At 66.3% G+C, this 24287-nt stretch carries 22 protein-coding genes and 1 riboswitch; of the genes, 11 read left to right on the top strand and 11 right to left on the bottom strand.

The annotated features are described in order from the left end of the window. Positions 1-45 precede the first annotated feature (45 nt). On the bottom strand, positions 46-1086 hold the full coding sequence (locus FHS82_RS18130; RefSeq protein ID WP_166955528.1) for a proline racemase family protein: 1041 nt from the start codon (positions 1084-1086) through the stop codon (positions 46-48). A gap of 216 nt (positions 1087-1302) precedes the next feature. Here FHS82_RS18130 and FHS82_RS18125 point away from each other — a divergent pair, with 216 nt between their 5' ends. The 7 genes from FHS82_RS18125 (at position 1303) to moaA (ending at position 6539) form a co-directional block, all read left to right on the top strand. Then, positions 1303-1962: an FCD domain-containing protein gene (locus FHS82_RS18125; RefSeq protein WP_208394320.1), complete on the top strand. Its 660-nt coding sequence runs from the start codon at positions 1303-1305 to the stop codon at positions 1960-1962. Between the two features lie 353 nt (positions 1963-2315). Next, positions 2316-2591 (top strand): MoaD/ThiS family protein, encoded by a 276-nt coding sequence (locus FHS82_RS18120; protein WP_208394319.1) that lies wholly within the window; start codon positions 2316-2318, stop codon positions 2589-2591. Positions 2592-2594: 3 nt separating this feature from the next. Continuing rightward, entirely contained in the window at positions 2595-3053 is a 459-nt protein-coding gene (locus tag FHS82_RS18115; protein WP_166955525.1) for a molybdenum cofactor biosynthesis protein MoaE, read from the top strand. After that, positions 3054-3590: a molybdenum cofactor biosynthesis protein B gene (gene moaB / locus FHS82_RS18110; protein ID WP_166955523.1), complete on the top strand. Its 537-nt coding sequence runs from the start codon at positions 3054-3056 to the stop codon at positions 3588-3590. Further along, complete coding sequence (gene moaC / locus FHS82_RS18105) at positions 3587-4114, top strand: cyclic pyranopterin monophosphate synthase MoaC (RefSeq protein ID WP_377700035.1); 528 nt, start codon at positions 3587-3589, stop codon at positions 4112-4114. The genes moaB and moaC overlap by 4 nt, the downstream gene beginning before the upstream one ends. After that, positions 4111-5298 (top strand): molybdopterin molybdotransferase MoeA, encoded by a 1188-nt coding sequence (locus tag FHS82_RS18100; RefSeq protein ID WP_166955521.1) that lies wholly within the window; start codon positions 4111-4113, stop codon positions 5296-5298. The genes moaC and FHS82_RS18100 overlap by 4 nt, the downstream gene beginning before the upstream one ends. A 116-nt stretch (positions 5299-5414) precedes the next feature. Then, positions 5415-5548: riboswitch (molybdenum cofactor riboswitch) on the top strand. Beyond that, a complete protein-coding gene (gene moaA / locus FHS82_RS18095) occupies positions 5538-6539 on the top strand; it encodes a GTP 3',8-cyclase MoaA (RefSeq protein ID WP_166955519.1) in 1002 nt (333 codons plus the stop codon). (Overlaps the previous riboswitch by 11 nt.) Before the next feature lie 6 nt (positions 6540-6545). Here the strand turns inward: moaA and FHS82_RS18090 are convergent, their stop codons facing one another. Beyond that, on the bottom strand, positions 6546-6752 hold the full coding sequence (locus FHS82_RS18090) for a TOBE domain-containing protein (RefSeq protein ID WP_166955517.1): 207 nt from the start codon (positions 6750-6752) through the stop codon (positions 6546-6548). Between the two features lie 328 nt (positions 6753-7080). Here FHS82_RS18090 and modA point away from each other — a divergent pair, with 328 nt between their 5' ends. The 3 genes from modA to modC are packed head-to-tail and all read left to right on the top strand — an operon-like array spanning position 7081 to position 9636. Next, positions 7081-7848, top strand: a complete 768-nt coding sequence (gene modA, locus FHS82_RS18085) for a molybdate ABC transporter substrate-binding protein (RefSeq protein ID WP_166955515.1) — start codon at positions 7081-7083, stop codon at positions 7846-7848. A gap of 16 nt (positions 7849-7864) precedes the next feature. After that, the gene (gene modB, locus FHS82_RS18080) at positions 7865-8557 is read left to right on the top strand and encodes a molybdate ABC transporter permease subunit (protein WP_166955513.1); all 693 of its coding nucleotides are present in this window, start codon (positions 7865-7867) and stop codon (positions 8555-8557) included. Further along, a complete protein-coding gene (gene modC / locus FHS82_RS18075) occupies positions 8554-9636 on the top strand; it encodes a molybdenum ABC transporter ATP-binding protein (protein WP_166955511.1) in 1083 nt (360 codons plus the stop codon). Before modB ends, modC begins: the two co-directional genes overlap by 4 nt. Here the strand turns inward: modC and FHS82_RS18070 are convergent. From FHS82_RS18070 to FHS82_RS18040, 7 genes are read right to left on the bottom strand one after another with little or no spacing between them, the layout of a single operon-like run. Beyond that, the gene (locus tag FHS82_RS18070) at positions 9608-10351 is read right to left on the bottom strand and encodes a molybdenum cofactor guanylyltransferase (protein ID WP_166955509.1); all 744 of its coding nucleotides are present in this window, start codon (positions 10349-10351) and stop codon (positions 9608-9610) included. The two genes, modC and FHS82_RS18070, sit on opposite strands and share 29 nt — an antisense overlap. Continuing rightward, positions 10348-11472 (bottom strand): peptidylprolyl isomerase, encoded by a 1125-nt coding sequence (locus FHS82_RS18065; protein WP_166955507.1) that lies wholly within the window; start codon positions 11470-11472, stop codon positions 10348-10350. Before FHS82_RS18065 ends, FHS82_RS18070 begins: the two co-directional genes overlap by 4 nt. Continuing rightward, positions 11469-12218: a respiratory nitrate reductase subunit gamma gene (gene narI, locus FHS82_RS18060; protein WP_166955505.1), complete on the bottom strand. Its 750-nt coding sequence runs from the start codon at positions 12216-12218 to the stop codon at positions 11469-11471. The genes FHS82_RS18065 and narI overlap by 4 nt, the downstream gene beginning before the upstream one ends. Positions 12219-12222: 4 nt before the next feature. Further along, the gene (narJ, locus tag FHS82_RS18055; RefSeq protein WP_166955503.1) at positions 12223-12915 is read right to left on the bottom strand and encodes a nitrate reductase molybdenum cofactor assembly chaperone; all 693 of its coding nucleotides are present in this window, start codon (positions 12913-12915) and stop codon (positions 12223-12225) included. 2 nt (positions 12916-12917) lie between these two features. Continuing rightward, positions 12918-14453 (bottom strand): nitrate reductase subunit beta, encoded by a 1536-nt coding sequence (gene narH, locus FHS82_RS18050; protein WP_166955501.1) that lies wholly within the window; start codon positions 14451-14453, stop codon positions 12918-12920. Continuing rightward, positions 14453-18193: a nitrate reductase subunit alpha gene (locus FHS82_RS18045; protein WP_166955499.1), complete on the bottom strand. Its 3741-nt coding sequence runs from the start codon at positions 18191-18193 to the stop codon at positions 14453-14455. The genes narH and FHS82_RS18045 overlap by 1 nt, the downstream gene beginning before the upstream one ends. Before the next feature lie 12 nt (positions 18194-18205). Then, the gene (locus tag FHS82_RS18040; RefSeq protein ID WP_377700053.1) at positions 18206-20956 is read right to left on the bottom strand and encodes a nitrate/nitrite transporter; all 2751 of its coding nucleotides are present in this window, start codon (positions 20954-20956) and stop codon (positions 18206-18208) included. Between the two features lie 304 nt (positions 20957-21260). On the opposite strand from FHS82_RS18040, the gene ftrB reads away from it, so the two are divergent. Then, a complete protein-coding gene (gene ftrB, locus FHS82_RS18035) occupies positions 21261-22031 on the top strand; it encodes a transcriptional activator FtrB (protein WP_166955495.1) in 771 nt (256 codons plus the stop codon). A gap of 30 nt (positions 22032-22061) precedes the next feature. Here the strand turns inward: ftrB and FHS82_RS18030 are convergent, their stop codons facing one another. Next, positions 22062-22691 carry a UbiX family flavin prenyltransferase gene (locus FHS82_RS18030; RefSeq protein ID WP_166955493.1) on the bottom strand — a complete coding sequence of 210 codons (630 nt, stop codon included), beginning with the start codon at positions 22689-22691 and terminating at the stop codon, positions 22062-22064. Then, the gene (locus tag FHS82_RS18025; RefSeq protein ID WP_166955491.1) at positions 22688-24193 is read right to left on the bottom strand and encodes a UbiD family decarboxylase; all 1506 of its coding nucleotides are present in this window, start codon (positions 24191-24193) and stop codon (positions 22688-22690) included. Before FHS82_RS18025 ends, FHS82_RS18030 begins: the two co-directional genes overlap by 4 nt. Between the last annotated feature and the right edge of the window lie 94 nt (positions 24194-24287).

Genomic DNA, 24287 nt, shown 5'->3' with positions numbered 1-24287 from the left:
TATCCCTCTGGTTGCGGAAACCTACCCGATACAGGCGCGCCCCGCTTATTGCTTCAATGAAGTGGAAACACCCCATGTATCGGAAAGCACATAACCTTCCGGGTAAGGATCCGTCGGATCGAGATAGTAGGAATGCTCGCCGGTGATCCAGGCACGCCCGGTGATTTCCGGTATGATTGCTTTCCGTCCGGCGATCTCGGTCAATGCTTCGATGCGTCCCGTGAAATGCGAGCCGATGATCGACTCGTGAATCAGCACGTCTCCCGTCTTCATAAGGCCGCGCGCCTGCAGAACCGCCATTCGGGCGGACGTGCCCGTGCCCGTCGGACTGCGGTCGGACCGTCCCGGCGAAACGATGCAGGTATTGCGCGTGACCTTTCCCGGCCCCTGGAATGGCATGGCGAACTGGACGATGGACACGCCGCGCACATGGCTGAACAGCGGGTGGACCACCTCGAACTGTTCGCGCGCGGCGACGCGGATCTTCTCGCCGAGGATCCCGAGGTCCCGGGCCTCGTCCGGCGTGACGGAAAAACCCAGCGCCCTGGCGTCGACGATGCCGTAAAACATGCCGCCATAGGCGATGTCGATGCCGATGGTGCCGTAGCCTGCGAGTTCGAGCGGCGCATCCAGCCGTTCCGCGAAAGCGGGTGCGTTGCGGAAGGTCACGGAGACGCATTTGCCGTCGCGGCATAGCGCCCGAACCTCGATGACACCGCCGGGCATGTCGAGCCTGAAGCGCGTCTCGGGTTCGTGCATCGGCACCATGCCCGTCTCCAGCAGCACGGTGGCGACGCAGATCGTGTTGGAGCCGGACATTGGCACGTATTCCGTAGGCTCCATGATGATCGCACCCGCTACGCAATCCTCCCGGGTTGGGGGCACGATCAGGTTGACATGCCGCGCGACGCTGCCGCGCGGCTCGCAAATCAGCATGCGGCGGATGTTGTCGTGATCGCGCTCCATCGCGATCATCTTGTCCATCATCGTGGCGCCCGCCGGCGGCAGCACGCCCCCGACGATGACATCGCCGACCTCTCCCTCAGCGTGGCAACCGATAACGTGGATGGAAACTCTGGAACGCATGAGCGTTTCCTTCTCGCCGAAGGGAAGGGCGGCCCTGAAGGCCGTGAATGCGCATTCTTGCCGATAGGATGTTATCGGTTACCGATTTTTGTCAATGGCCTCCCTTGCCCTGTCAGGAAAGGAGAAGGGGGACGCCGGCGTGCGCAGCGCGTGAGCTTGACTTGAGGCCGGGATGGTAGCATGTAACATATAAGCAGCAAGTTACCTGATGGCGGCGTGATTATCGTGGCAGTAAACCAGCTTCAGCAAACGAACCTGAGAGAGCAGGCTCTTGCAGTCTTGAAGCTTCGGCTTATTTCGGGTGACCTGGTTCCGGGCGAGATTTACTCTGCCGCTGCATTGGCGGCGGAACTTGGCGTATCGAACAGCCCGGTGCGCGAGGCGATGCTCACGCTCGTCAATCAGGGCCTGATGGAAACGGTGCGCAACCGCGGTTTCCGGGTCGTTCCTCTCAGCGACCGCGAGCGCCGCAATATCTATGATCTGCGCATGATGCTCGAAGTGCCGTCGATGGCGAAGCTCGCGAGGATAAAAGAGAAGATCGCGCCGCGCTTTGCCGAGTTTTCCCGCATCGCCGCCGAGATTACCGCCTCCGCCGAAGCTGGCGATATCGTCGGATATCTTGATGCCGACCGCAGATTTCACCTCGGCTTGCTTGACGTGCTGGACAACGAGCAACTGGTCTCGATCATCGACAACCTTCGCGACCAGAGCCGGCAGTATGGCCTGAGGCAGCTTTCGAGCAACGGCAAACTGGTCGATTCAGCTCTCGAACATCAGAAAATACTCGACGCTATCGTCGATGGTGACGAGGCCAAGGTCGCAGAGTTGATGGAGCTGCATCTCGGGCACTTCGTCGGCGACTGGGCCGGCTGACGGACGGCGGTAACCCCCGGCAGCGCGATCCGTCATCCCCCGACTCGTCATCCCCTTCGCGGCGCCGCCGCCTGATTGTGCCTGCCGCAGAACGGGTTGGCGCACATGGCGCGCTGATGCTTCCAATTTGAATTGTATCATGTCCGAGCTTGATTACCGACAAGCAGTCTCGCGCCGCACCCTGCTATGAAAAGACGAGCTGCACGATGCTCCCGGCACAAGTCCGGCGCTAGAGCAGTTGCATTCAAGTCCATCCGTCGAATTGAATGCAAGTTGCGGTAAAATATTGGATTTAGAGCGCAATCTGATCCCGTCGGATCGCGCGCTCTCTAGCGATGTTCCGATGGGGGCCCATGTCCAACGTTCTTCAGGAAGCGTCCGTGACCGTGCTGTTTTTCGGCCGCCTGTCGGACCGGTGCGGCAGAAGCGCCGTGGTCGCGATTCCGGCTTCGGGGACGCGGATCGGTGAGTTGCGCGGCCTGCTGGAGGCGGCATTCGGCTCTCCGGATGCGCCGTCCCCGTTCGGGGCAGGCACCCGCGCGGCGGTCGACAAGGTGGCGGCGACCGACGACACGCCGGTGCTGCCCGGGCAGGAGATCGCGTTCTTTTCCGCCGTGTCCGGGGGCTGACGGATGGAGCCGTTTCGTCTCTCGGAACAGGCCATCGACCCGGCCGCTGAACTCGCCCGCTTCGCGACAGCGGCGGCGGAGGCCGGGGCGGTCGTTTCCTTCACCGGCGTGGCCCGGGCGCGGGGAGCGGCGGGCGCGGCGCTCGACTATCTCGAACTCGACTGGTATCCGGGCATGACCGAGCGCTCGATCTGCGACATCGGCGTGGATGCGCTGGGCCGGTTCGGCATCGTCGCGGCGACCATCGTGCACCGGTGCGGCATCGTGCCCGTGCGCGCGCCGATCGTCTTCGTCGCGGCGGCGGCGGCACACCGCCGCGAGGCCTTTCAGGCCGCCGACTACATGATGGACCGCCTCAAGACCGAGGCTGTCTTCTGGAAAAGGGAAGTGGGCCCGGACGGCGCGCGGTGGATCGAACCGACGGACAGGGACCACGACGACCGGTCCCGCTGGAGCGAATGAATGGCTGGCATCGACGAATCTCTACCGTTCCATCCCCTGAATATCGCCGTGCTGACGGTGTCGGACACCCGCTCCGTGGAGAATGACACGTCGGGCGGCCTGCTGACGGCGCGGCTGCAGGCGGCGGGGCATGTGCTGGCGGATCGCCGGATCGTGACCGACGATATCGACGCCATCCGTGCCGTTGTCGGCGCATGGGCCGGCGATCCGGGGATCGACATCATCCTCACCACGGGGGGCACCGGCTTCTCGCCGCGCGACGTCACGCCGGAGGCTGTCACGCCGCTGCTGCGGCGGAACATGGAGGGCTTCGCCGTCGTGTTCCATCAGTTCAGCCTCGGCACGGTCGGGGTATCCACCTTGCAGTCGCGGGCGCTGGCGGGGCAGATCGGCGACGCCTTCATCTTCTGCATTCCCGGCTCCACCGGCGCCTGCCGCGATGCGTGGGACGGTGTGCTGGCGCAGGAACTCGACAGCCGTTTCCGTCCGTGTTCTCTGGTGGGGCAGGTTCCGCGCTACAGGGGAATATGCCCATGACCGGCGGACCTATCACCGGCGGACCCATGACCGGCGTGGCGGGAGAGGCGGGCCTGACCCATCTCGACGAGGCGGGCCGCGCGCGGATGGTCGACGTTTCCGACAAGCCGCAGACCGACAGGACCGCCGTTGCCGAGGGGGTGCTGCGCTGCCAGCCGGAGACCGTCGAGGCCGTGCTTGCCGGGCGCGCACCCAAGGGCGCGGTCCTCACCACGGCCGAGATTGCCGGCATCATGGGCGCCAAGCGCACCGCGGAGCTGATCCCGCTATGCCACCCTCTCTTTCTGACCAAGGCGAAGGTCACCATCGAGCCGGACGAGACGGCGCCGGGGTTCCGTGTGCGCGCCGAAACCCGCACCAACGGCCCCACGGGCGTGGAAATGGAGGCGCTCACCGCCGTCAGCGTCGCCTGCCTGACGCTCTATGACATGCTCAAGGCGCTCGACCGCGAAATGACGATAGACGGGATACGTCTTGTCTCGAAATCCGGCGGACGCTCCGGGGACTGGCGGGCGGGATCATGATTTCCTTCGACGAAGCCGTGGCCCTGGTCCGGCAGTTGTCGCAACCGCTTGCCACGGAACAGGTGCCGCTCGACCGGGCGGCGGGCCGCGTGCTTGCCCGGCCGGTCGTCGCGCCGCGCACCGCGCCGGCGTTCCCGACCTCAGCCATGGACGGCTATGCCGTCCGTGACAGCGATCTGGCGCAGGCGCCGGTCAAGCTGCGCGTGGCCGGGGAATCCTATGCCGGCCGGCCCTTCGGCAAGCGGGCGGGACCGGGAACCTGCGTCAGGATATTCACCGGCGCCGTCGTGCCGCCCGGCTTCGACCGCGTCGTCATCCAGGAGCAGGTCGGCCAGTCGAACGGGCTGGCCTTCTTTGACCGGACGCCGTCGGGCGGCAGGCATATCCGTCCCGTCGGGTCGGACTTCTTCGCCGGCGAGGCGATATTGCCGGCCGGTATCGTGCTCACGCCGCAGGCGCTGATCGCCGCTGCGGGCGCGGACGTTGGCGAGGTGTGTGCGGTACGCCAGCCCCGCATTGCCATTCTCGCGACGGGAGACGAACTGGCGGTGCCCGGCACCGCGCATCTGCGGGCGGGGGCGGTGCCCGACAGCGTGTCCGTCGGGATCGCGGCGCTGGCGGAAGCGTTCGGCGGTGCCGTCGTTCTGCGCCTTCGCATTCCCGATACGCTCGAAGCGCTGGAGTCGGGTGCGGACGAGGCGCTGGCATGCAGCGACATCGTTGTCGTGACCGGCGGCGCCTCGGTGGGAGAGCGTGACTACGCGCGCGACATGTTTCGCGGACATGCGATGCAGCCGGTGTTCTCGAAAGTCGCCATGAAGCCCGGCAAGCCGGTGTGGATGAGCCGCGCGGGCGCGCGCCTCGTCGTGGGACTGCCCGGCAATCCGGGATCGGCGCTGGTGACGGCGCGGCTCTTCCTCGCGCCGCTGGTGGCGGGCCTGTCCGGGCGCGGGGCCGGCCTGGCGTGGCAGTGGCAGAGCGCCCGCCTCGGCGAGAACGCGCCGGAAGTGGGCGACCGCGAGACGTTCTATCGCGGGCAATTGCACGAAGGCAGGGCCGTTTTCGTCGGTAATCAGGATTCCAGCGCGCAGGCCGCGCTGGGCGTCAGCCGCATTCTCATCCGGCGCGCCGCCGGGGCGGGTGTGCTGCCCGAGGGGCGGGAAGTATCCTTTCTCCCGCTGTAGAGCCGGGGAGGGTGCTCCGCGCTCCCGACTGTCATAAGCCATGGGTGGCATTGATGACAGTCAACCGCCGGAACGCGAACCGTCAAAGCCTTCGTCTTCGCTGTCGACTAGAGTGATTTCAGCATCTGCTCCGAGCCCCCCGTCCTAAAGCGCGAGCCACGGATACGGGGCCGGGCCCTGCCGGGCCAAAGGGTGCGTGGGGAAACCCGTGCGCCTCCCGCGATTGGAAAGGAGCTTCCATGAATTTTCAGCCGCCAGCCTTGCTGGACGGTCACAGGCGCCGGTTTCACTATCTTCGCCTGTCCATCACCGAGGTGTGCAATTTCCGTTGCACATATTGCCTGCCGAACGGCTGGCGCAAGGCCGACGAGGCACACCCGGCGTCATATCTGACGGTGGCGGAAATCACCCGGCTCGTGCGCGCCTTTGCCGGCCTCGGCATGTCCAAGATCAGGCTGACGGGCGGAGAGCCCGCCGTGCGCAAGGATCTGGCCGACATCATCGCGGCCGTCGCCGCCACACCCGGCATCGACAAGGTCGCGCTGACCACGAACGGCTGGAACCTTCGCCACAGGCTGCCTGAGTGGCGCGCGGCCGGGCTCACCAATCTCAACGTCAGCATCGACTCCCTCGTCGCGGACGATTTCCACGCGATAACCGGGCACGACCGTCTGGCGGACGTGCTCGCGGGGGTCGATCTGGCTATCGGTATGCAGTTGCCGTCGGTCAAGGTCAACGCAGTGCTGCTGCGGGAAACGGCGGCCAGGGGCTTTGACGACTGGGTGCGTTTCGTCCGGCGTCGTCCTGTCTCCGTGCGCTTCATCGAGCTGATGCGCACCGGCGACAACGCGGACTACTTCACCGCCCACCACGTGGGCGGCTCCGTGCTGCGCGAATGGCTTGAGGCGAACGGCTGGTGCCGGGCGGAACGGCGGTTCGATGACGGGCCGGCCGTCGAATATACCCGGCCCGACCATGCCGGGCGCATCGGCCTTATCGCGCCCTATGCCCCCGGCTTCTGCGATACCTGCAACAGGCTGCGCGTGACGGCGCGCGGCAAACTGCGCCTCTGCCTGTTCGGCGACGGCGGCCTCGACCTGCGCGATCTTCTTCAGGACGACGCCGACATTCCGGAACTGCGCGCGAGGGTGAAAAGTGGGCTGCTCGACAAGGCGGCAGCCCACTTTCTGCACCGGAACGATCCGGGCGCGACCCGCAATCTCGCGCAGGTCGGCGGCTGACGCAGCTCAATCCGTTCCGACGATCACGTCGGAGGCCTTGATGATCGCGTATGCGGTCTGGCCGACTTCCAGTTGCAAGTCGTCGACGGCTTCGTTGGTGATGGAGGAGGTGATGACATTGCCGCCCACGTCGATGCGGACATGCGCGGTGGTCGCGCCCTTGACGATGTCGACGATCTTGCCTTCGAGAACGTTGCGCGCGCTGATTTTCATGATTGTCTCTCCTGATCCGGCCGCAGCCTTCGCGTCACCATACATGCATCGGCATCCGCGGGCAGCGACGGATCCCTGATCCCCATAATGAATTCTTCGCTCACCCGCTTGATAAAAGTAAAGCGTAACCGGAAACCGCTTATAGCGCCCTTGCCCTGTCTGTAAAATGCTTCTGATCCATAGCGATGTCTCAGTTCTGGAGATATATTCTTGAGGTAATATATCTTTTTCAACAGAGGTGAGTAAGTTAGTTATTATTATTTCGCTATCGTGTTCATATACGTATATGCAGCGTATTTTACGTTTTTCTCTGAAGGAGAAGCATGAAATGGTATCGCGGTTTATTGCTGTCGCCTTGTTTCTCATGTCGGCGCTGCTGCCGGGGTTGGCGCTCGCCCAGTCACAGCAGACCGTTTTCGCGGCGGCGAGCCTGACGGATGCTATCCGCCAGGTGAACGATCTGTGGGTCGGCAAGGGCAATGCGCCGTTCGGGTTCAGCTTCGCCGCGTCCTCCACGCTGGTGCGTCAGATCGAGCAGGGGGCCGACGCGAGCATCTTCATTTCCGCGGATGAGCGGTGGATGGACTGGGCGCAGGAGCGCAACCTGATCGTGGCGGAAACGCGCGTGTCGCCCATCGGCAACCGGCTGGTGCTGGTCGCGCCGAAAGACAGCACGCTCAACGTCGAGCTGACGAAGACCACCGATCTCGCCGCGCTGCTGGGCGAGGGCAACCGTCTGGCGACGGGCGATCCGCAACACGTGCCGGTGGGGCGATACGCGCAGCTGGCGCTCACCTGGCTCGGCCAGTGGGAGGCGATCTCGCCGCGTCTGGCGCGGGCGGACAACGTACGCTCCGCGCTGCTGCTGGTGGAGCGCGGCGAGGCGCCGCTCGGCATCGTCTATGAGACGGACGCCGCCGTTTCGAAGGGCGTGCGCATCGTCGGCGTTTTCCCGAAGGAATCGCATGAGCCGGTGACCTATCCCTTCGCCGTCGTCACGAAGGCGGATGGCCCGGAAGCGCGCAGGCTGCTCGGCTTCCTCACCGGGCCGGAGGCGCAGGAAGTCTACGGCCGCCTCGGCTTCACGAAGCCCTGAGGACGGTCCGGACGATATGTTCGCACTCACCCATGAGGAGTGGCAGGCGGTGCGGCTGAGCCTTGCCGTGGCGGCGAATGCCGTCGCCATAGGCCTGCCCGCCGCGATCGTCACATCGCTGCTGCTGCGCTGGCGGAGCATGCCGGGACGCACGATCCTCAACATCATCGTGCACTTGCCGCTGGTATTGCCGCCCGTGGTGGTGGGTTGGATGCTGCTCGTCGTGTTCGGCATTCGCGGCCACGTCGGGCAGTTCCTGCATGAATGGTTCGGTATCCGCCTCGTCTTCACCGCGGCGGGCGCGGCGCTGGCCTGCGCGGTGATGACCTTTCCGCTGATGGTGCGCGCCATCCGCCTCTCGCTCGAAGCGGTGGATGCCGGTCTTGAGGAGGCCGCGGGCACGTTGGGCGCGGGCGCCGTCGACCGCTTTTTCACGGTGACGCTGCCGCTGATGACGCCCGGCGTGATCAGCGGGGCGATCATGGGCTATGCGGCGAGCCTCGGCGAGTTCGGCGCGGTCATCACCTTCGCCTCCAACGTGCCGGGGCAGACGCAGACCCTGCCGCTCGCCATCTTCGCGGCCTTGCAGACACCGGGTGGCGAAGCGGCCGCGGCGCGGCTCGCGCTGATCTCGATTGTGCTCGCGGTTGCTGGGCTGCTTGCCGGCGAGTGGTTCAGCCGGTGGTCCGGGAAGCGCCTGAAATCATGAGTCTGGACGTCTTTCTCCGGCATCGTTTTCCGGATTTTTCCGCCGATGTCTCCTTTTCCGCGCCCGCTCCCGGCGTGACGGCGCTGTTCGGCCCGTCGGGCTGCGGCAAGTCGACGGTGCTGTCGGCGGTTTCCGGCCTGCTGCGGGCCGACGAGGTCCGGGTCGTGCTGGACGGCATCGTACTGTCGGACCTGCCGCCGGAACGGCGGCGGATTGGCGTCGTCTTTCAGGAGGGGCGGCTGTTCCCGCACCTGTCGGTCCGGGACAACCTGCGTTACGGTCTGCGGCGGGCGCCGCCCGGGCCGATCGATCCTGACGAGACCGTGGAACTGCTCGGCATCGGCCATCTGCTGAAACGCTACCCTGCGACGCTCTCCGGCGGCGAGCGGCAGCGGGTGGCGATCGGCCGCGCCTTGCTGTCGCAGCCGCGCCTGCTCGTCATGGACGAGCCGCTGGCGGCGCTGGACGCGGCGCGGAAGGCGGAAATCCTGCCCTACCTCGCCCGCCTGCGCGACAGTCTGCGAACGCCCGTGCTCTACGTTTCCCATGCGATGGAAGAAGTCGCGCGGCTCGCGGATACGCTGGTGTTGATGGAAGCGGGGCGGGTGATCGGCTGCGGGCCGGTGGGCGAGATCGCCGCGCGCGCCGACCTGCCGCTGGCCCTCGGCAACGACGCCGGCGCCATCATTCCGGCTGAGATCGCCGCCCACGACGACGCGCGGGCGCTGACTGTCCTGCGGGCCACCGGCGGCGCGGCGGGCGCATCTTCGGAAGGCGCGCGCTTCCTTGTGCCGAGGATAGGGCTTCCTCCCGGCAGCAGGCTGCGTATCCGGATTCCGGCGAGCGACGTGGTGCTGGCGCTGGAGCGGCCTGCGCGCATCAGCGCCAACAACGTCATTCCCGGCACGGTGCGCGCCGTCCGCGAGGCGCCGGGCGGCAGGCTCGCGCTGGTGGAGATCGCGGTGGGCGACAGCCTGTTGCTCTCGCAACTGACGCCGGACTCGGTCGCTCAACTGGAGATCGAGGCCGGAAAGCCGGTACTGGCGCTGTTCAAGTCGATCGCTGTGCAGGTTCTGTGAGCAGGGCTGCGGCGAGATCGAGGTCTTCCGGTGTGTTGATGTTGAAGAACGGATCGATGGCCGTCACCGGCCAATCCACGATCCGCCGGTCGAGCCTTTCGGTGAGGTTGGTCAGCGACAGCCTGCCCGCGTCCGCCTCCCGCAGCAGGACAGCCTCCGCGTCCGGCGTCCACAGGGCACAGACGGGATGGAGCCGTCCGGCGCTCGATGCCACGGCGACCGCCGGTCCGGCGGTGCCGGCCAGCGCGGCGGATAGCCGCCCGGCGAGGTCCGGCGGCAGGAACGGCATGTCGCACGGGATCGTCAACACCGCGTTGCAACCCAGTCGCCGCCCGTGGCGCAGGCTGGCGAGCAGGCCGGACAGCGGGCCGTCGATAGCCGGATCGTCGATCACGACTTCTGCAGCGCCCCGGGCATCTTCCGATTTCGCAGGATCGGAAGACGCGCTGCTACTATTCCAGCCGGGCGAGTTCTGATTGCTCACCTGATGCCATTGGATCGGAAAGCGCTCTGGTGCCTGTCCGGGATGGCGGACGGCGATCGCGACATGAGCCGACCAGGACCCGGCGAGCGCGAGGGCGCGGGCGAGAAGCGTCTGCCCGGCGAGCCGGCGCTGCGGCTTGCCGCCGCCGATGCGCCGCCCCTCGCCGCCGGCGAGGACGACGACACACAGGCCGCCTGCCGGTGCGGATGCGGCGCCGGTCATGCCGGTCATACGGTGCGGATCAGCGTGCGGGTGCGTCTCGGCGGCACCAGCTTGCTGCGCAGCATGAAGCGTAGCGCGGCAAGCACCGGGTCCGGGCCGTTCTGCGCGGCGGAGATCAGTGACGTCCACGCCTCGTCGTCCGCCTCCGTGACGAAGGCGCGCGCCTCACGCTGCACGAAACCGGCGACATCGCCGCCATCGGCTTCCGCCACGGCACGCACGCGCGCGAGCAGATCGGGATCGGCGGTGGCAAGCCAGACCTCCAACCCCGCCAGCGTGGCGGCGTCCGCGCCGAGCACCTGCCCGAGCGTGAGCGTCGGCCTGCCGACGGTGCCCTCGGCGGTGAGCGACACGACGACGCCGCTGCCGCGCGCATCGTCCGCGAGGCTGCGCACGTAGCGGCCGGCGGCCTGCACCCACGCGCGGCTGTCCAGATGCAGACGGATCGCTTCCTCTACATGGGCGAAGGGCAGCACCGCGCCGTCGATGCGCCGGTCGAGCCGCAGGATATGCCAACCGTAGCGCGAGCGCACCGGGGCCGGGGACGTTTCGCCCGGTTCGAGCGCGGCGAGCGCCGCTTCCACGGCAGGATCGAGGTCGCCGGTCTGCATTTGCCCCAGATGCCCGCCCGCCTTGCCGCTGGGGCAGTCGGAAACGTCGCGGGCAATGTCGGCGAAGGCCTGCGGCGCGTCGGCGAGGCGGCGCAGCACCTCCTCGGCGCGCACGTGGGCCTCGTGCAGGGCGGCACCGGCGTCATCCGCGTTCCTGTCCGGCGTGAACAGGATGTGCGCGGCGTCGTAGAGATCCGGAGCGCGGAAGCGGTCCTGGTTGACCTCGTAGAAACGCAGGCGTGCGTCGCGATCGGCGAGCTTCGCCTCCACCTCGCGGCTGAGCACCTCGCGGATGAGCGCTTCCTCCGCGGTTTCCTCGCGGCCCGCGTCATCCCGTTCCGGTGCCGGCACGAGGGCGAGTTCCCGCGCCCGCGCCAGCAGCAGGGCGCGGGCAGCGAGCGCCCTGCCGGCAGCCTCCCGCGCCGCCTTCGCGGAAGACGCGGGATGGTGCTGCGCTTCTTCGGCGATCAGCGCCTCGGGAATCTCGACGCCGTCCACGACGATGGCGGGCATGGTCATTTCGCGGGCTCCGGCTGTCTTTTCGCCCCGATATCCCGCCGGGTGCGCACGAGCTGCCAGCCGCGCCGGTTGAGATACCAGACGGGCGCGGAAAGCATGTGCACGAGGCGGGTGTAGGGGAACACCAGCAGAATCGTGAGACCGAGGAAGAGATGCGCCTTGAAGATCCAGTGCGCATCGGCGACGTAGGCGGCGGCGCCCGGACGGAAGCTGAAGATGCCCTGAGCCCATTGCATGAACTTCACCATCTCGCCGCCGTCGAGATGCTGCAGCGACACGGGAATTGTCAGCAGCCCCAGCGCCAATTGCAGGGTCAGCATGATCAGGATGGCGATGTCGGAGAAGGACGACGTCTGGCGGATGCGCGGATCGTAGAGCCGCCGGTGCAGCAGCATCAGTGCGCCGGCCATGCAGAAAATGCCCGCGACGCCGCCGGCGACGATGGCCAGCACCTGCTTCTGGCCATGGGTGATGCCGATGAAGTCGAACACCGCGATGGGTGTCAGCAGGCCGACGAAATGGCCGAGGAAAATGACGAGAACGCCGAGATGAAACAGCGTCGATCCCCAGAACAGCTGCTTGCGTCGCAGGAGCTGGGACGAGCCGGAGCGCCAGGTGTACTGCTCGCGGTCGAAACGGATGATCGAGCCGAGCGCGAGCGACGTCAGCGCGACATAAGGATAGTAGCCGAACACGGCTTGCGTGATCCAGCCGATGTCGCCGGCGGTGACGGGTTCCGTGGCCATGGTCTCACACTCCCTTGTTCATCTGGCGAATGAAGCTTTCGGCCTTGGGACAGCCGGCCTCGCCGGGACCGAAGTTCACCGGCTCGTCCATCCAGGCCCTGTCGATCCGTTCGAGGTCGTCGGGGTCCTCGTCGGGCTCGGCGAGCAGCGCGCGCAGCGCCTCGCGGTCGGCGCGCTCGCCGGCGAGCTGCACGAGCGCGCCGAACACGGCGCGGTAGTTGCTCGCGCGCTTCTTCAGCCGCTCGGCCAGCGCTTCCAGCACATGGGCGGCCTCGGCCAGCAGCGAGGCGGCCTCGTTCGCGGGCTGGGTGGCGAGAAAGTCGAGGAACACCGGCAGGTGGTCCGGCAGCTCCCGCGACGAGAGTTCGAGCCCGCGCGAGCGGTAGAGGGCGAGGAGCGCCGCCATCGCCTGCCCGCGCTCGCGGCTTTCGCCATGCACGTGCTCATAGAGGTTCAGCGACAGCGAGCGGGTGCGGTCGAACAGCCTGACGTAGCGCTCCTGAAGGGTGAGGAGATCGCCGCCGGCAAGTTCGCCGGCAAGCTTTTCGAGCGCCGAGACAAGATGCGCGGGCAGGCCGCTTTCCGCGCGGATGACGGCCATCGCCGCCGGCGCTGCGGCCTGGACGTCCGCGTCAGGATAGCACAGGAAGGCGGCGAGCGCGCGGTAGGTGACGGGAGAGGGCAGGGGCTTCGCCATGTTCAGGCCTCCGCAGGCGTGTTGGCGGGCGTATGCCCGTGCGTGTGTCTGGGCTTGCCGAACAGCCCCACGTCGGAATTGCCGCCGCCGCAGCCATTGCCGAAGGTGAAGCCGCAGTCGCCGCGCAGGTCGAAGGCATCCTCGCCGGTTTCGCGATGCGCGGTGGGGATGACGAAGCGGTCCTCATAGTTGGCGATGGCGAGATAGCGGTACATTTCCTCGATCTGCGGCGCTGTCAGGCCCACCCGCTCCGCCGCCGGATGGTCGATGACGCCGTCGACGGTCTTCGCGCGCATGAAGGCGCGCATGGCGAGCATGCGCCGCAGGGCGAGTTCGACGGGCGCCTCCTTGCCGGCGGTCAGCATGTTGGCGAGGTAACGCAGGGGAATGCGCAGGCTCTTCACGTCCGGCATGTCGCCGTCCATCTCCAGCACGCCTGCGGCCGCCGCCGACTGGATGGGCGAGAGCGGCGGCACGTACCACACCATCGGCAGCGTGCGGTACTCGGGATGCAGCGGGAAGGCGATCTTCCAGTCGATCGCCATCTTGTAGACGGGGCTGTGGCGCGCGGCCTCCAGCCATGCCTCCGGCACGCCGTCCGCCCGCGCCTGCGCGATCACCGCCGGATCGGCGGGATCGAGGAAGATGCCGAGCTGTGCCTCGTAGAGATCCTGCTCGTTCTCGGTCGAGGCGGCTTCCTCGATGCGGTCCGCATCGTAGAGCACCACGCCGAGATAGCGGATGCGCCCGACGCAGGTTTCCGAACAGACGGTGGGCTGGCCCACCTCAAGGCGGGGATAGCACAGGACGCACTTCTCCGATTTGCCGGAGTCCCAGTTGTAGTAGATCTTCTTGTAGGGACAGGCGGAAACGCACATGCGCCAGCCCCTGCATTTGTCCTGATCGATGAGGACGATACCGTCCTCCTCCCGCTTGTAGATCGCGCCCGACGGGCAGGCGGCGACGCAGGCGGGGTTGAGGCAGTGCTCGCACAGGCGCGGCAGGTACATCATGAAAGTGTTTTCATAGGCGCCGTAGATCTCGGTTTCGACGCCCTCGAAGTTGTAGTCCTTCGCCCGGTGCTCGAACTCGCCGCCGAGGATTTCCTCCCAGTTCGGCCCCCACTCGATCTTTTCCATGCGCTCGCCGGTGATCTTCGAGCGCGGGCGCGCGGTGGGGAACGCCTTCAGTTCCGGCGCCGTCTGCAGATGGGCGTAGTCGAAATCGAACGGCTCGTAATAGTCGTCGATCTCGGGCAGATCGGGGTTGGCGAATATCTTGGAGAGAATCCGCCATTTCGCGCCCATGCGCGGCTCTATGCGGCCGTTCTTGCGCCGCCGCCAGCCGCCGTTCCAGCGCTTCTGGTTCTCCCAGTCCTTGGGATAGCCGATACCGGGCTTGGTCTCTACGTTGTTGAACCAGGCGTACTCGACGCCGTCGCGGTTGGTCCACACGTTCTTGCAGGTAACGGAACAGGTGTGACAGCCGATGCACTTGTCCAGATTGAGGACCATGGCAATTTGCGCGCGCACTTTCATCAGGCAAGCTCCTTCCCGGTGTTTGAAGATGCGGCGAGGGGCTCTTCCAGCCAGTCCACCTTTCTCATCTTGCGAAGGACGACGAATTCGTCGCGGTTCGAGCCGACGGTGCCGTAATAGTTGAAGCCGTAGGCGAGCTGGGCGTAGCCGCCGATCATGTGTGTCGGCTTCAGGATGGTGCGGGTGACGGAGTTATGGATGCCGCCGCGCTGGCCGGTGATCTCGGAGCCGGGCGTGTTGATGATCTTCTCCTGCGCGTGGTACATGAACATCGTTCCCTCCCGGATGCGCTGCGACACCACCGCGCGCGCGGTGATCGCGCCGTTGGCGTTGAATACCTCCACCCAGTCGTTGTCGCGGATGCCTGCCTTGCCGGCGTCGGTCTCCGCAATCCACACCACCGGCCCGCCGCGATTCAGGGTGAGCATCAAGAGGTTGTCGGTGTAGGTGGAGTGGATGCCCCATTTCTGGTGCGGCGTGATGAAGTTGAGTACGATCTCCGTCTCGCCGTTGGGCTTCAGGCCCTTGACGTGCGTCGTCTTCAGGTCGACCGGCGGCCGGTAGACGACGAGCGCCTCGCCGAAGGCGCGCATCCAGGGATGATCCTGATAAAGCTGCTGGCGGCCGCTGATGGTGCGCCACGGGATCAGTTCATGCACGTTGGTGTAGCCCGCCGTGTAGCAGACGTGCTCGCTCTCGATGCCCGACCACGTCGGCGAGGTGATGATTTTACGCGGTTGGGCGACGATGTCGCGAAAGCGGATCTTCTCGTCCTCCTTCGGCTCCGCGAGATGCGTGTGGTCGCGCCCCGTGAGCTTGCCGAGGGCCTGCCACGCCTTAACGGCCACCTCGCCGTTGGTCTCGGGCGCCAGCATCAGCACCACCTCGCAGGCGTCGATGTCGGTATCGATCTTGGCAAGGCCCTTCGTCGGCCCCTCCTCCGGCACCTCGCCGTTGAGCGCTTTCAGCAGGTCCACCTCGTGGCCGGTCTGCCACGCGATGCCCTTGCCGCCATTGCCGACCTTGGCCATCAGCGGGCCGACGGAGGTGAAGCGCGCATGGACATTGGGGTAGTCGCGCTCCACCACGGCGACCGCCGGCATCGTCTTGCCGGGGACGGGCTCGCACTCGCCCCTGTACCAGTCGCGCACGTCGAAGGCTTGCGCGAGCTCGCCGGGGCTGTCGTGCTGGATGGGTGTGAGCACCACATCCTGCTCCCTGCCCAGCACTTCGGGCGCGACCGCCGAGAACGCCTTGGCGATGGCCTTGAAGATCTCCCAGTCCGATTTCGACTCCCATGCCGGGTCCACCGCCGCGCCGAGCGGATGGATGAAGGGATGCATGTCGGAGGTGTTGAGGTCGTTCTTCTCGTACCAGGTCGCGGTGGGCAGCACTATGTCGGAATAGACGGCGGTGGTCGACATGCGGAAGTCGAGTGTGACCAGCAGGTCCAGCTTGCCTTGCGGCGCTTCGTCATGCCACTTCACGTCGCGCGGCTTCTCGCGGCCGGCTTCGCCGAGATCTTTGCCCTGCACGCCGTGGGATGCGCCGAGCAGGTGCTTGAGGAAGTATTCATGGCCCTTGCCGGAGGAGCCGAGCAGGTTCGAGCGCCACACGAACATGTTGCGCGGCCAGTTGTGCGGATCGTCCGGATCCATGCAGGACATTTCCAGCCGCCCGGCCTTGAGTTCGCGCGCGACATACTCGCCCGCCGGGACGCCCTCGGCGGCGGCGGCCTTCGCGATGTCGAGCGGGTTGGCTTTCAGCGCCGGCGCGGAGGGCAGCCAGCCGAGACGTTCGGATTTGGCGTTGTAGTCGATGAACGAGCCGGCCCAGTCGCCCTCGGGCGCGGTTGGCGACAGGATTTCGTCGGTTGCGACCGTCTCGTAGCGCCATTGGTCCGTGTGGGCGTAGAAGAACGAGGTCGAGTTCTGCTGGCGGGGCGGGCGGGCCCAGTCCAGTGCAAAGGCGAGGGGAGCCCAGCCGGTCTGCGGGCGCAGCTTCTCCTGCCCCACATAATGCGACCAGCCGCCGCCCGACTGGCCGACGCAGCCGCACATCACCAGCATGTTGATGGCCGCGCGGTAGGTCATATCCATATGGTACCAGTGGTTGACCGCCGCGCCGATGATGATCATCGACTTGCCGTTCGTCTTTTCGGCGTTGGTGGCGAAGCCGCGCGCCGTGGCGACGATCTGCGCGCGCGGCACGGAGGTGACAGCCTCCGCCCAGGCGGGCGAGTAGGGCTCGGCGTCGTCGTAGGTGGCAGGCATGTGATCGCCGCCGAAGCCCTGGTCTACACCGTAGTTGGCGAGCAGCAGGTCCCAGGCGCTCGCCACCAGCGTCTCGCCGTCCTGCAGCGCAAGGCGCTTCACCGGCACGTTGCGGGTGAGCACGTCCGGGTGCGCGGTGGCGGCGAAGCCGTTGCTGGTTTTGCCGCCGAAATAGGGAAAGCGCACACCCGCCACGTCGTCGTGGATGCCCTTGAGCCCCAGGCGCAGCGAGACGGGCTCGCCGCCGGCCTTTTCCTCAAGGTTCCATTTGCCGCTCTCGCCCCAGCGGAAGCCGATGGAGCCGTTCGGCACGACGATGCGGCCCGTCGCCTCGTCGACGGCGACGGTCTTCCAGTCCGGATTGTTCGTTTCGCCGAGCGTATCCGAGAAATCGGAAGCGCGCACGAGCCGGTCCGGCACGTAGCCGCCGTCCTTCGGCACGAGGCGCACAAGCATGGGCATATCGCTGTAGCGGCGCAGATAGTCGCGGAAATAGGGCACCTGCCGGTCGACGTGGAACTCCTTCAGGATGACGTGGCCGAAGGCCATGCCGAGCGCGGCGTCCGTGCCCTGCTTCACCGCCATCCACAGGTCGGCGAATTTCGACGCTTCCGAATAGTCGGGGCAGATGACGACCGATTTAGCGCCCCGGTAGCGGGCCTCGGTGTAGAAATGCGCGTCCGGCGTGCGGGTCTGCGGCACGTTCGATCCCCAGAGGATGAGGAAGCTCGAATTGTACCAGTCCGCGCTCTCGGCCACGTCCGTCTGCTCGCCCCAGGTCTGGGGGGAGGCGGGCGGCAGGTCGCAGTACCAGTCGTAGAACGAACCGCAGACGCCGCCGATCAGTTGCAGGTAGCGCGCCCCCGCGGCATACGAGATCATCGACATCGCCGGAATGGGCGAGAAGCCGAATACGCGGTCGGGGCCGTACTTCCTGATAGTGTAGGCGTTGGCGGCGCCGATGATCTCGGTCAGTTCCTCCCAATGCGCGCGCACGAAGCCGCCGGAGCCGCGCACGCCGATGTAGTCCCCGCGCTTCGCGGCGTCCTCCTGGATGGAGGCCCATGCGGCGACCGGCGTCAGCGTGGCGCGGGCCTCGCGCCACAGCTTCAGCAGACGGGAGCGGATCAGCGGGTACTTCACCCGGTTGGCGGAATAGAGATACCAGCTGTAGCTCGCCCCGCGCGAACAGCCACGCGGCTCGTGGTTGGGAAGGTCCGGGCGCGTGCGCGGGTAGTCCGTCTGCTGCGTCTCCCACGTCACGATGCCGCCCTTGACGTAGATCTTCCACGAGCAGGAACCCGTGCAGTTCACGCCGTGGGTGGAGCGCACGATCTTGTCGTGCCGCCAGCGGTTGCGGTAGGCCTCCTCCCAGGAACGGTCGTCGTCGGTCAGCACCCCGTGCCGGTTGGCGAACGTCTCCGTCTTGCGGGTGAAGAACAGCAGGCGATCGAGTGTATGGCTCATCGTGGGCTCCTGTCAGTGTGCCGTCAGCGGGCCGGAACTGGGCGTGGTTGCGCCGGGCTTCTTGCGGTTCTCCTCGTCGTGCAGCAGACCGCCCGGGCGTGCGTAGACGAACCACGTGATGGCGAGGCATGAAACGTAGAACACGAGGAAGACGACCAGCGCCGGTACGGCGTTGCCCGCCGTCGAGATCGACAGGCCGAAGCCCATCGGGATGAAGAACGCGCCATAGGCGGCAATCGCGGAGGTGAAGCCGGTGATGGCGGCGCTCTCGCGGTCCGCCTCGCGCAAAGCTTCCTCGCGCGACAGATGCGGTTCTAGGCGCGCCACTTCCTTGCGCATGATCGGCGGGATCATCTGGAAGGTGGAGGCGTTGCCGACGCCGCTGGCGATGAACAGCAGGATGAAGCTGGCGAAGAAGCCGGCGAACGATCCCGCGCCAGCGAACCAGATGACGCCGACGATGCCGATCGACATGGCGACGAACACACCGAGCGTCACCTTCGCGCCGCCGACCCTGTCTGCGAGCCCGCCGCTGAACGAACGGGCGAGGGCGCCGACGAGCGGGCCGAGAAAGGCGAGCTGCAGGGCGTTCACTTCCGGAAACTGAATGCGCGCCAGCAGCGGGAAGGCAGCGGAAAAGCCGATGAAGGAACCGAAGGTGCCGGTGTAGAGCCAGCACATGATCCAGTTGTGCGTGCGCCGGAAGATCACCGCCTGTTCGGCGAAAGAGGCCTTGGCCGCGGCCAGATCGTTCATGCCGAACCACGACGCGAAGGCGGATGCTATGATGAAAGGCACCCAGATGAAGCCTGCATTCTGCAGGTAGAGTGCCGTGGTGACGCCGTTGCTGACGGCGGTCTGCGGCTCGCCGCCGAGGCTGCCGAACACGGCGATGTTGATGGCGAGCGGCACCAGAAACTGCATGGCGCTGACGCCGAGGTTGCCCAGCCCGGCGTTGAGCGCGAGCGCGCTGCCCTTCTGCGAGCGCGGGAAGAAGAAGCCGATATTGGCCATCGACGAGGCGAAGTTGCCACCGCCGAAGCCGCACAGCAGCGCGAGCAGCAGCAGGATCCAATAGGGCGTTTCCGGGTTCTGCACGGCAAAGCCGATGCCGAGCGCCGGCAGGATCAGCGACCACGTGGAGAGCGTCGTCCACAGCCGCCCGCCGAAGATCGGCACCATGAAGCTGTAGAAGATGCGCAGCGTCGCGCCCGAGAGGCCAGGCACCGCCGCAAGCCAGAAGAGCTGGTTCGTGGAGAGGTTGAAGCCGATGCGCGGCAGTTGCGAAACGACGACCGACCACACCATCCACACAGCAAAGGACAGGAACAGCGCCGGGATCGAAATCCACAGATTGCGACTGGCGATCCGCTTGCCCTTCTCTTCCCAGAAGGCGGCGTCGTCCGGCCGCCAGTCCTCGATGACCGCACCCTTGAGGGCGCCAGCCGTCGCGGGCGTGTGGACGGGCTGCATCTCCGGCAGGGCTGGCAGGTCGCGGGTGGCGGCGCCGGTGGCCTCGGCCTCCATCTGGCGGATGGCGACATGCATCCACACCAGCGAGACGGCCGCGATGAGGAACAGCAGCATGAAGCAGCTCTGCGCGACGCCGGTGAGGTCGTTCAGCATGCCGAACACGATGGGCAGGATGAAGCCGCCGAGGCCGCCGATCATGCCGACGAGCCCGCCGACGGCGCCGATATCCTTCGGGTAGTAGATCGGGATGTGCTTGTAGACGGCGGCCTTGCCGAGGCTCATGAAGAAGCCCAGCACGAAGATGATGACCACGAAGGCCAGAGGGCCGGTCTCGACACGGAAGCTGATCGGGCCGTGGATGCCGTCCACCACGTAGCTCGTCGGCGGATAGGACAGCAGGAAGGTCGTGATGACGGAGACGGTGAACGTCCAGTACATGATCTTGCGCGCACCCACCTTGTCGGCGAGATAGCCGCCGTAGATGCGAAACAGCGAGGCCGGCACTGAATAGGCGGCGGCGACCATGCCGGCCGTCTTCACGTCAAAATGGTAGTTGGCGACGAGATAGCGCGGCAGCCACAGCGACAGCGCCACGAAAGCGCCGAAGACGAAGAAGTAATAGAGCGAGAAACGCCAGACCTGCAGATTCTTCAGCGGCGCGAACTGTTCGGCGAAGGGGCGCGGCTTCGTGCCGGTACGGCGGCGTTCGGCCAGATCCGGGTCGTCGCGGGTGATGAGAAAGGTGACGACGGCGATGACGGCGAGCACCGCCGCCCAGACCTGCGCGACGGTATTCCAGCCGAAGGCGACCATGACCATCGGCGCGAGGAACTTGGTGACGGCCGCACCCACATTGCCCGCGCCGACGATGCCGAGCGCGGTGCCCTGCAGGCGCGCGGGGAAGAATTTCGACACATAGGTTGTAGAAACGGTGAACGAGCCGCCCGCGATGCCGACGCCGAGCGCCGCGATCAGAAATTGCCAGTAAGTATGGGCATATGCCAGCAGGAAGGTCGCGACCGCCGCCGACAGCATCACGATGAGCTGCATGACACGGCCGCCGAACTGGTCTGTCCACACGCCGAGAACGAGACGGATCAACGAACCGGTCAGGATGGGGGTGCCGATCAGCAGGCCGAACTCTGTCTCGCTGAGGCCGAGCTGGCGCTGGATATCGATGCCGATGATGGAAAAAATCGTCCACACGGCGAAGCACGCCGTAAAAGCCGTAGTGCTCATCCACAGGGCGGAACGGGCACCTTGAGCCGGCTGGTCTGATGTGGTCATGATGGCTCCTGGGTGGACATGTTCGCGGCGCGGCTGCTACGCAATATGTCCTTCTTCGAGACCATCACCCGGGTTTGCCGGATCAGACTTGACCGCAATCAAGCGCGTTCGTGACGGGAATCCAGAATCAGTCCAGACTTGACAGCGATCTTGCCGAGGGCGTCTTTTGTTAACTGCCAGCCTTATTGATGCTAATTGGGGGCATCTATTTTGACAGATTCCAGAAAGGCAGATATAGTTATCTGGTTTGATGCAGATCAAGCCGGCATGAACGATCCGGCCAGACGCGAAGCACCGATTCAAAGCCATGCGCACCACCGATCTTGACCGTATCAGGGCACTGCCGCTTTTTGCCGGGGCGGAGGATGATACCTTCAACGAAGTCACCGGCGGCGCATTCCTGCAGCGGTTTCCGGCGGGGACGACACTGCTCCTCGAAGGCGATCCCGTCGATTTCCTCTATATACTGCTCGACGGGCAGGTCGAGTTGCAGGGCACCTGGAAGGAAAAGGAAACGACGTTGGCCGTGCTGCGGCCCGTTTCCACCTTCATCCTCGCTGCCGTGGTGCTGGACGCGACGTCGCTGATGGGCGCGGTGACGCTCGACCGGTCCGAAATCCTGATGATATCCGGCAATGCCTTGCGCCGGGGCATGAAGCGCGATGCCGCCTTCTGTTTCGAGGTGTCGCAGGAGCTGGCCGGGTGCTATCGCGGGCTGGTGCGCTCGGTGAAAAATCTCAAGCTGCGCAGCGCTGTGGAGCGGCTGGCCAATTATCTGGTCACGCTGCAGGTGCGGCAGGGCGGGGGCATCGATGTCACCATTCCACACGAGAAGCGCGTACTGGCCTCGCTGCTCGGCATGACGCCGGAAAACCTGTCGCGCGCCTTTGCCAAGCTCGATGCTTACGGCGTCGTCGTCGACGGTAACCGCGTGCGCCTCGGCAATCCCGACAAGCTTTCGCGCCTCGCGCGGCCTTCCGCCTGGATCGACAACCACACGCCGCCGATCGAGGAGCCGCTGGGCAAGGCCGAAAGGGAACGCTGGCCGCTGAGCGGCGCGCAGCGTTCCTGCGCCTGAGGCAGATCGGCGGGCGGGAACGGCCGTCGATCAGGCGGAGCCGGCGGCGCCCTGCGGTTCTTCCGGTTTGGCGGCTTGCGCGGTCAATTGCGGCTGCCATGCGCGGGCGAGGGGGCCGAAAGGCAGGCCGAGCTGATCGATGGCACGGGCGGCGATCTGGTCGACGAGTTCTTCCACGCTTTGCGGCCGGTGGTAGAACGCGGGCACCGGCGGCATGACGATGGCGCCCATTTCGGTGACGGCGCACATGTTGCGCAGGTGCCCGAGATGCAACGGCGTCTCCCGCGTCACGAGAACGAGCCTGCGCCGCTCCTTCAGATGCACGTCCGCCGCCCTGACGATGAGATTGTCGGCGATGCCGTGGGCGATGGCGCCGAGCGTGCGCATGGAGCAGGGCGCTACGATCATGCCCGCTGTCGGCAGCGAGCCGCTGGCGATCGCGGCGCCGATGTCGTCCGGCGCGTGGTTCACATCGGCCAGCCGGGCGGCTCTCTCCGGCGCGGTGTCGCCCGCTTCATGCGTCAATGTCCGCCGCGCGGCTTGTGAAACCACGAGGTGCGTTTCCACCTGCCGTGTGTGCGCCAGAAGTTCGAGGATGCGCACTGCAATCGGCGCGCCGGAGGCGCCGGTCACGCCCACGACAACGCGCGCCGCACTCACGGCCTGTCCCCCAGTCCTAGTTCGCTCCAGATTGCATCAATCCGTTGCGACACTTCCGGTGTCATGGCGAGCACGCGCCCCCATTCCCGCTCCGTTTCCGGCGCGAGCTTGCGGGTGGCGTCCAGCCCCATCTTGCCGCCGATCCCCGGCCGGGGAGAGGCGAAGTCGAGGTAATCGATGGGCGTGTCGTTGACGATCATGACATCCCGCGAGGCATCGAAGCGTGTGGACAGCGCCCAGATGACGTCCTCCCACTTGCGGACGTCGATATCCGGGTCGACCGCGATGATCAGCTTCGTGTAGCTGAACTGCGGCAGCATGGACCACAGCCCCATCATGACCCGCCGCGCCTGGCCGGGATAGTGCTTGTCGATGGACACCACGATGGCGCGGTAGGAGCAGGCCTCCGGCGGCATCCAGAGGTCGGCGATTTCCGGAAACTGGCGCTTCACCAGCGGCAGAAACAACTCCAGCATCGCCTCGCCCAGCCGGGAGGGCTCGTCGGGCGGGCGGCCCGTATAAGTGGAGAGATACACCGGCTTGCGCCGCATGGTGAGCGCCGACAGCGCCATGACCGGAAACCGCTCGACCGCATTGTAGTAGCCGGTATGGTCGCCATAAGGGCCCTCCGCCGCCGTTTCGGTCGCCGAAACGGTTCCTTCCAGAACGATTTCCGCGTTGGCGGGCACGGGCAGCGGCACGGTCACGGCGGGAGCGATGCGCGTGCGTGCCTTTCGCAGCAGGCCGGCGAAGGCAAGTTCGCCAATGTTCTCCGGCAGCGGCATGACGGCGGCGAGGATCGTTGCCGGATCGGCGCCGATAGCCACCACGACGGGCATGTCGCATCCGCGCCGCTGCCACAGGCGATGATGGCGTGCGCCGCCGCGATGCGCCAGCCAGCGCATGATCAGCCTGTCCCGACCCAGCACCTGCATGCGGTAGACGCCGACATTGATATCTGACGGGTCGTCCGGTGCACGGGTGATTACGAGCGGCCAGGTGACGAGCGGCGCGGGCTCGCCCGGCCAGCACCATTGCACCGGCAGGCTGCCCAGGTCGATGTCCGTGCCGCGTAGCACCACCTGCTGCGCCGGCGCGGCGCCTACCTGCCGCAGCCGCATGGCGAGGGCCGCACGCAGCAACGGCATTTTGCCGCAGGCGTCTTCCACGGAGCGCGGTGGACGCGGGTCGCGCAGGTCGGCGAGCATCCCGGCCAGCGCGGCGAGGCCGCCGCTTTCGACGCCGAAGCCCCATTCGATCCGTTCCCGCGTGCCGAACAGGTTCGCCAGCAGCGGGATGCGATGCACGGTGCCCGAAGCGTCCACTGGCCTTTCAAACAACAGCGCCGGCCCGCCGGCTTCCAGGACCCGGCGGTGAATTTCGGTGACCTCATGAACGAGCGAAACGGGGCGCGCGATGCGCGCGAGTCGGCCGCGCCGTTCGAGCACGTCGATGAAACCTTGCAGGTCAATGGTGTGAGTCGCCGTCGTACGGTCGCGCATGGTCCGTGAGATGTGGCCTTCGCAAGTGTCTCCGTCTTTGCGCTGGATCAAACACGGCTACGCGGCCGGGGGGTAGGTTCCCTTGACCTCTTCT

The organism is Pseudochelatococcus lubricantis (assembly GCF_011762225.1).
In the GTDB taxonomy this organism is placed as follows: Bacteria; Pseudomonadota; Alphaproteobacteria; order Rhizobiales; family Beijerinckiaceae; genus Pseudochelatococcus; species Pseudochelatococcus lubricantis.
The sequence above is the reverse complement of the archived record's forward strand: the minus strand, read 5'-3'. Positions and strand labels throughout refer to the sequence as shown.

What these genes read in the sequence shown, in the direction of transcription:
- FHS82_RS18130 (WP_166955528.1), bottom strand. Translation starts at nt 1,086, where the DNA reads ATGCGTTCCAGAGTTTCCATCCACGTTATCGGTTGCCACGCTGAGGGA.
- FHS82_RS18120 (WP_208394319.1), top strand. Translation starts at nt 2,316, where the DNA reads ATGTCCAACGTTCTTCAGGAAGCGTCCGTGACCGTGCTGTTTTTCGGC.
- FHS82_RS18115 (WP_166955525.1), top strand. Translation starts at nt 2,595, where the DNA reads ATGGAGCCGTTTCGTCTCTCGGAACAGGCCATCGACCCGGCCGCTGAA.
- moaB (WP_166955523.1), top strand. Translation starts at nt 3,054, where the DNA reads ATGGCTGGCATCGACGAATCTCTACCGTTCCATCCCCTGAATATCGCC.
- moaC (WP_377700035.1), top strand. Translation starts at nt 3,587, where the DNA reads ATGACCGGCGGACCTATCACCGGCGGACCCATGACCGGCGTGGCGGGA.
- FHS82_RS18100 (WP_166955521.1), top strand. Translation starts at nt 4,111, where the DNA reads ATGATTTCCTTCGACGAAGCCGTGGCCCTGGTCCGGCAGTTGTCGCAA.
- moaA (WP_166955519.1), top strand. Translation starts at nt 5,538, where the DNA reads ATGAATTTTCAGCCGCCAGCCTTGCTGGACGGTCACAGGCGCCGGTTT.
- FHS82_RS18090 (WP_166955517.1), bottom strand. Translation starts at nt 6,752, where the DNA reads ATGAAAATCAGCGCGCGCAACGTTCTCGAAGGCAAGATCGTCGACATC.
- modA (WP_166955515.1), top strand. Translation starts at nt 7,081, where the DNA reads ATGGTATCGCGGTTTATTGCTGTCGCCTTGTTTCTCATGTCGGCGCTG.
- modB (WP_166955513.1), top strand. Translation starts at nt 7,865, where the DNA reads ATGTTCGCACTCACCCATGAGGAGTGGCAGGCGGTGCGGCTGAGCCTT.
- modC (WP_166955511.1), top strand. Translation starts at nt 8,554, where the DNA reads ATGAGTCTGGACGTCTTTCTCCGGCATCGTTTTCCGGATTTTTCCGCC.
- FHS82_RS18070 (WP_166955509.1), bottom strand. Translation starts at nt 10,351, where the DNA reads ATGACCGGCATGACCGGCGCCGCATCCGCACCGGCAGGCGGCCTGTGT.
- FHS82_RS18065 (WP_166955507.1), bottom strand. Translation starts at nt 11,472, where the DNA reads ATGACCATGCCCGCCATCGTCGTGGACGGCGTCGAGATTCCCGAGGCG.
- narI (WP_166955505.1), bottom strand. Translation starts at nt 12,218, where the DNA reads ATGGCCACGGAACCCGTCACCGCCGGCGACATCGGCTGGATCACGCAA.
- narJ (WP_166955503.1), bottom strand. Translation starts at nt 12,915, where the DNA reads ATGGCGAAGCCCCTGCCCTCTCCCGTCACCTACCGCGCGCTCGCCGCC.
- narH (WP_166955501.1), bottom strand. Translation starts at nt 14,453, where the DNA reads ATGAAAGTGCGCGCGCAAATTGCCATGGTCCTCAATCTGGACAAGTGC.
- FHS82_RS18045 (WP_166955499.1), bottom strand. Translation starts at nt 18,193, where the DNA reads ATGAGCCATACACTCGATCGCCTGCTGTTCTTCACCCGCAAGACGGAG.
- ftrB (WP_166955495.1), top strand. Translation starts at nt 21,261, where the DNA reads ATGCGCACCACCGATCTTGACCGTATCAGGGCACTGCCGCTTTTTGCC.
- FHS82_RS18025 (WP_166955491.1), bottom strand. Translation starts at nt 24,193, where the DNA reads ATGCGCGACCGTACGACGGCGACTCACACCATTGACCTGCAAGGTTTC.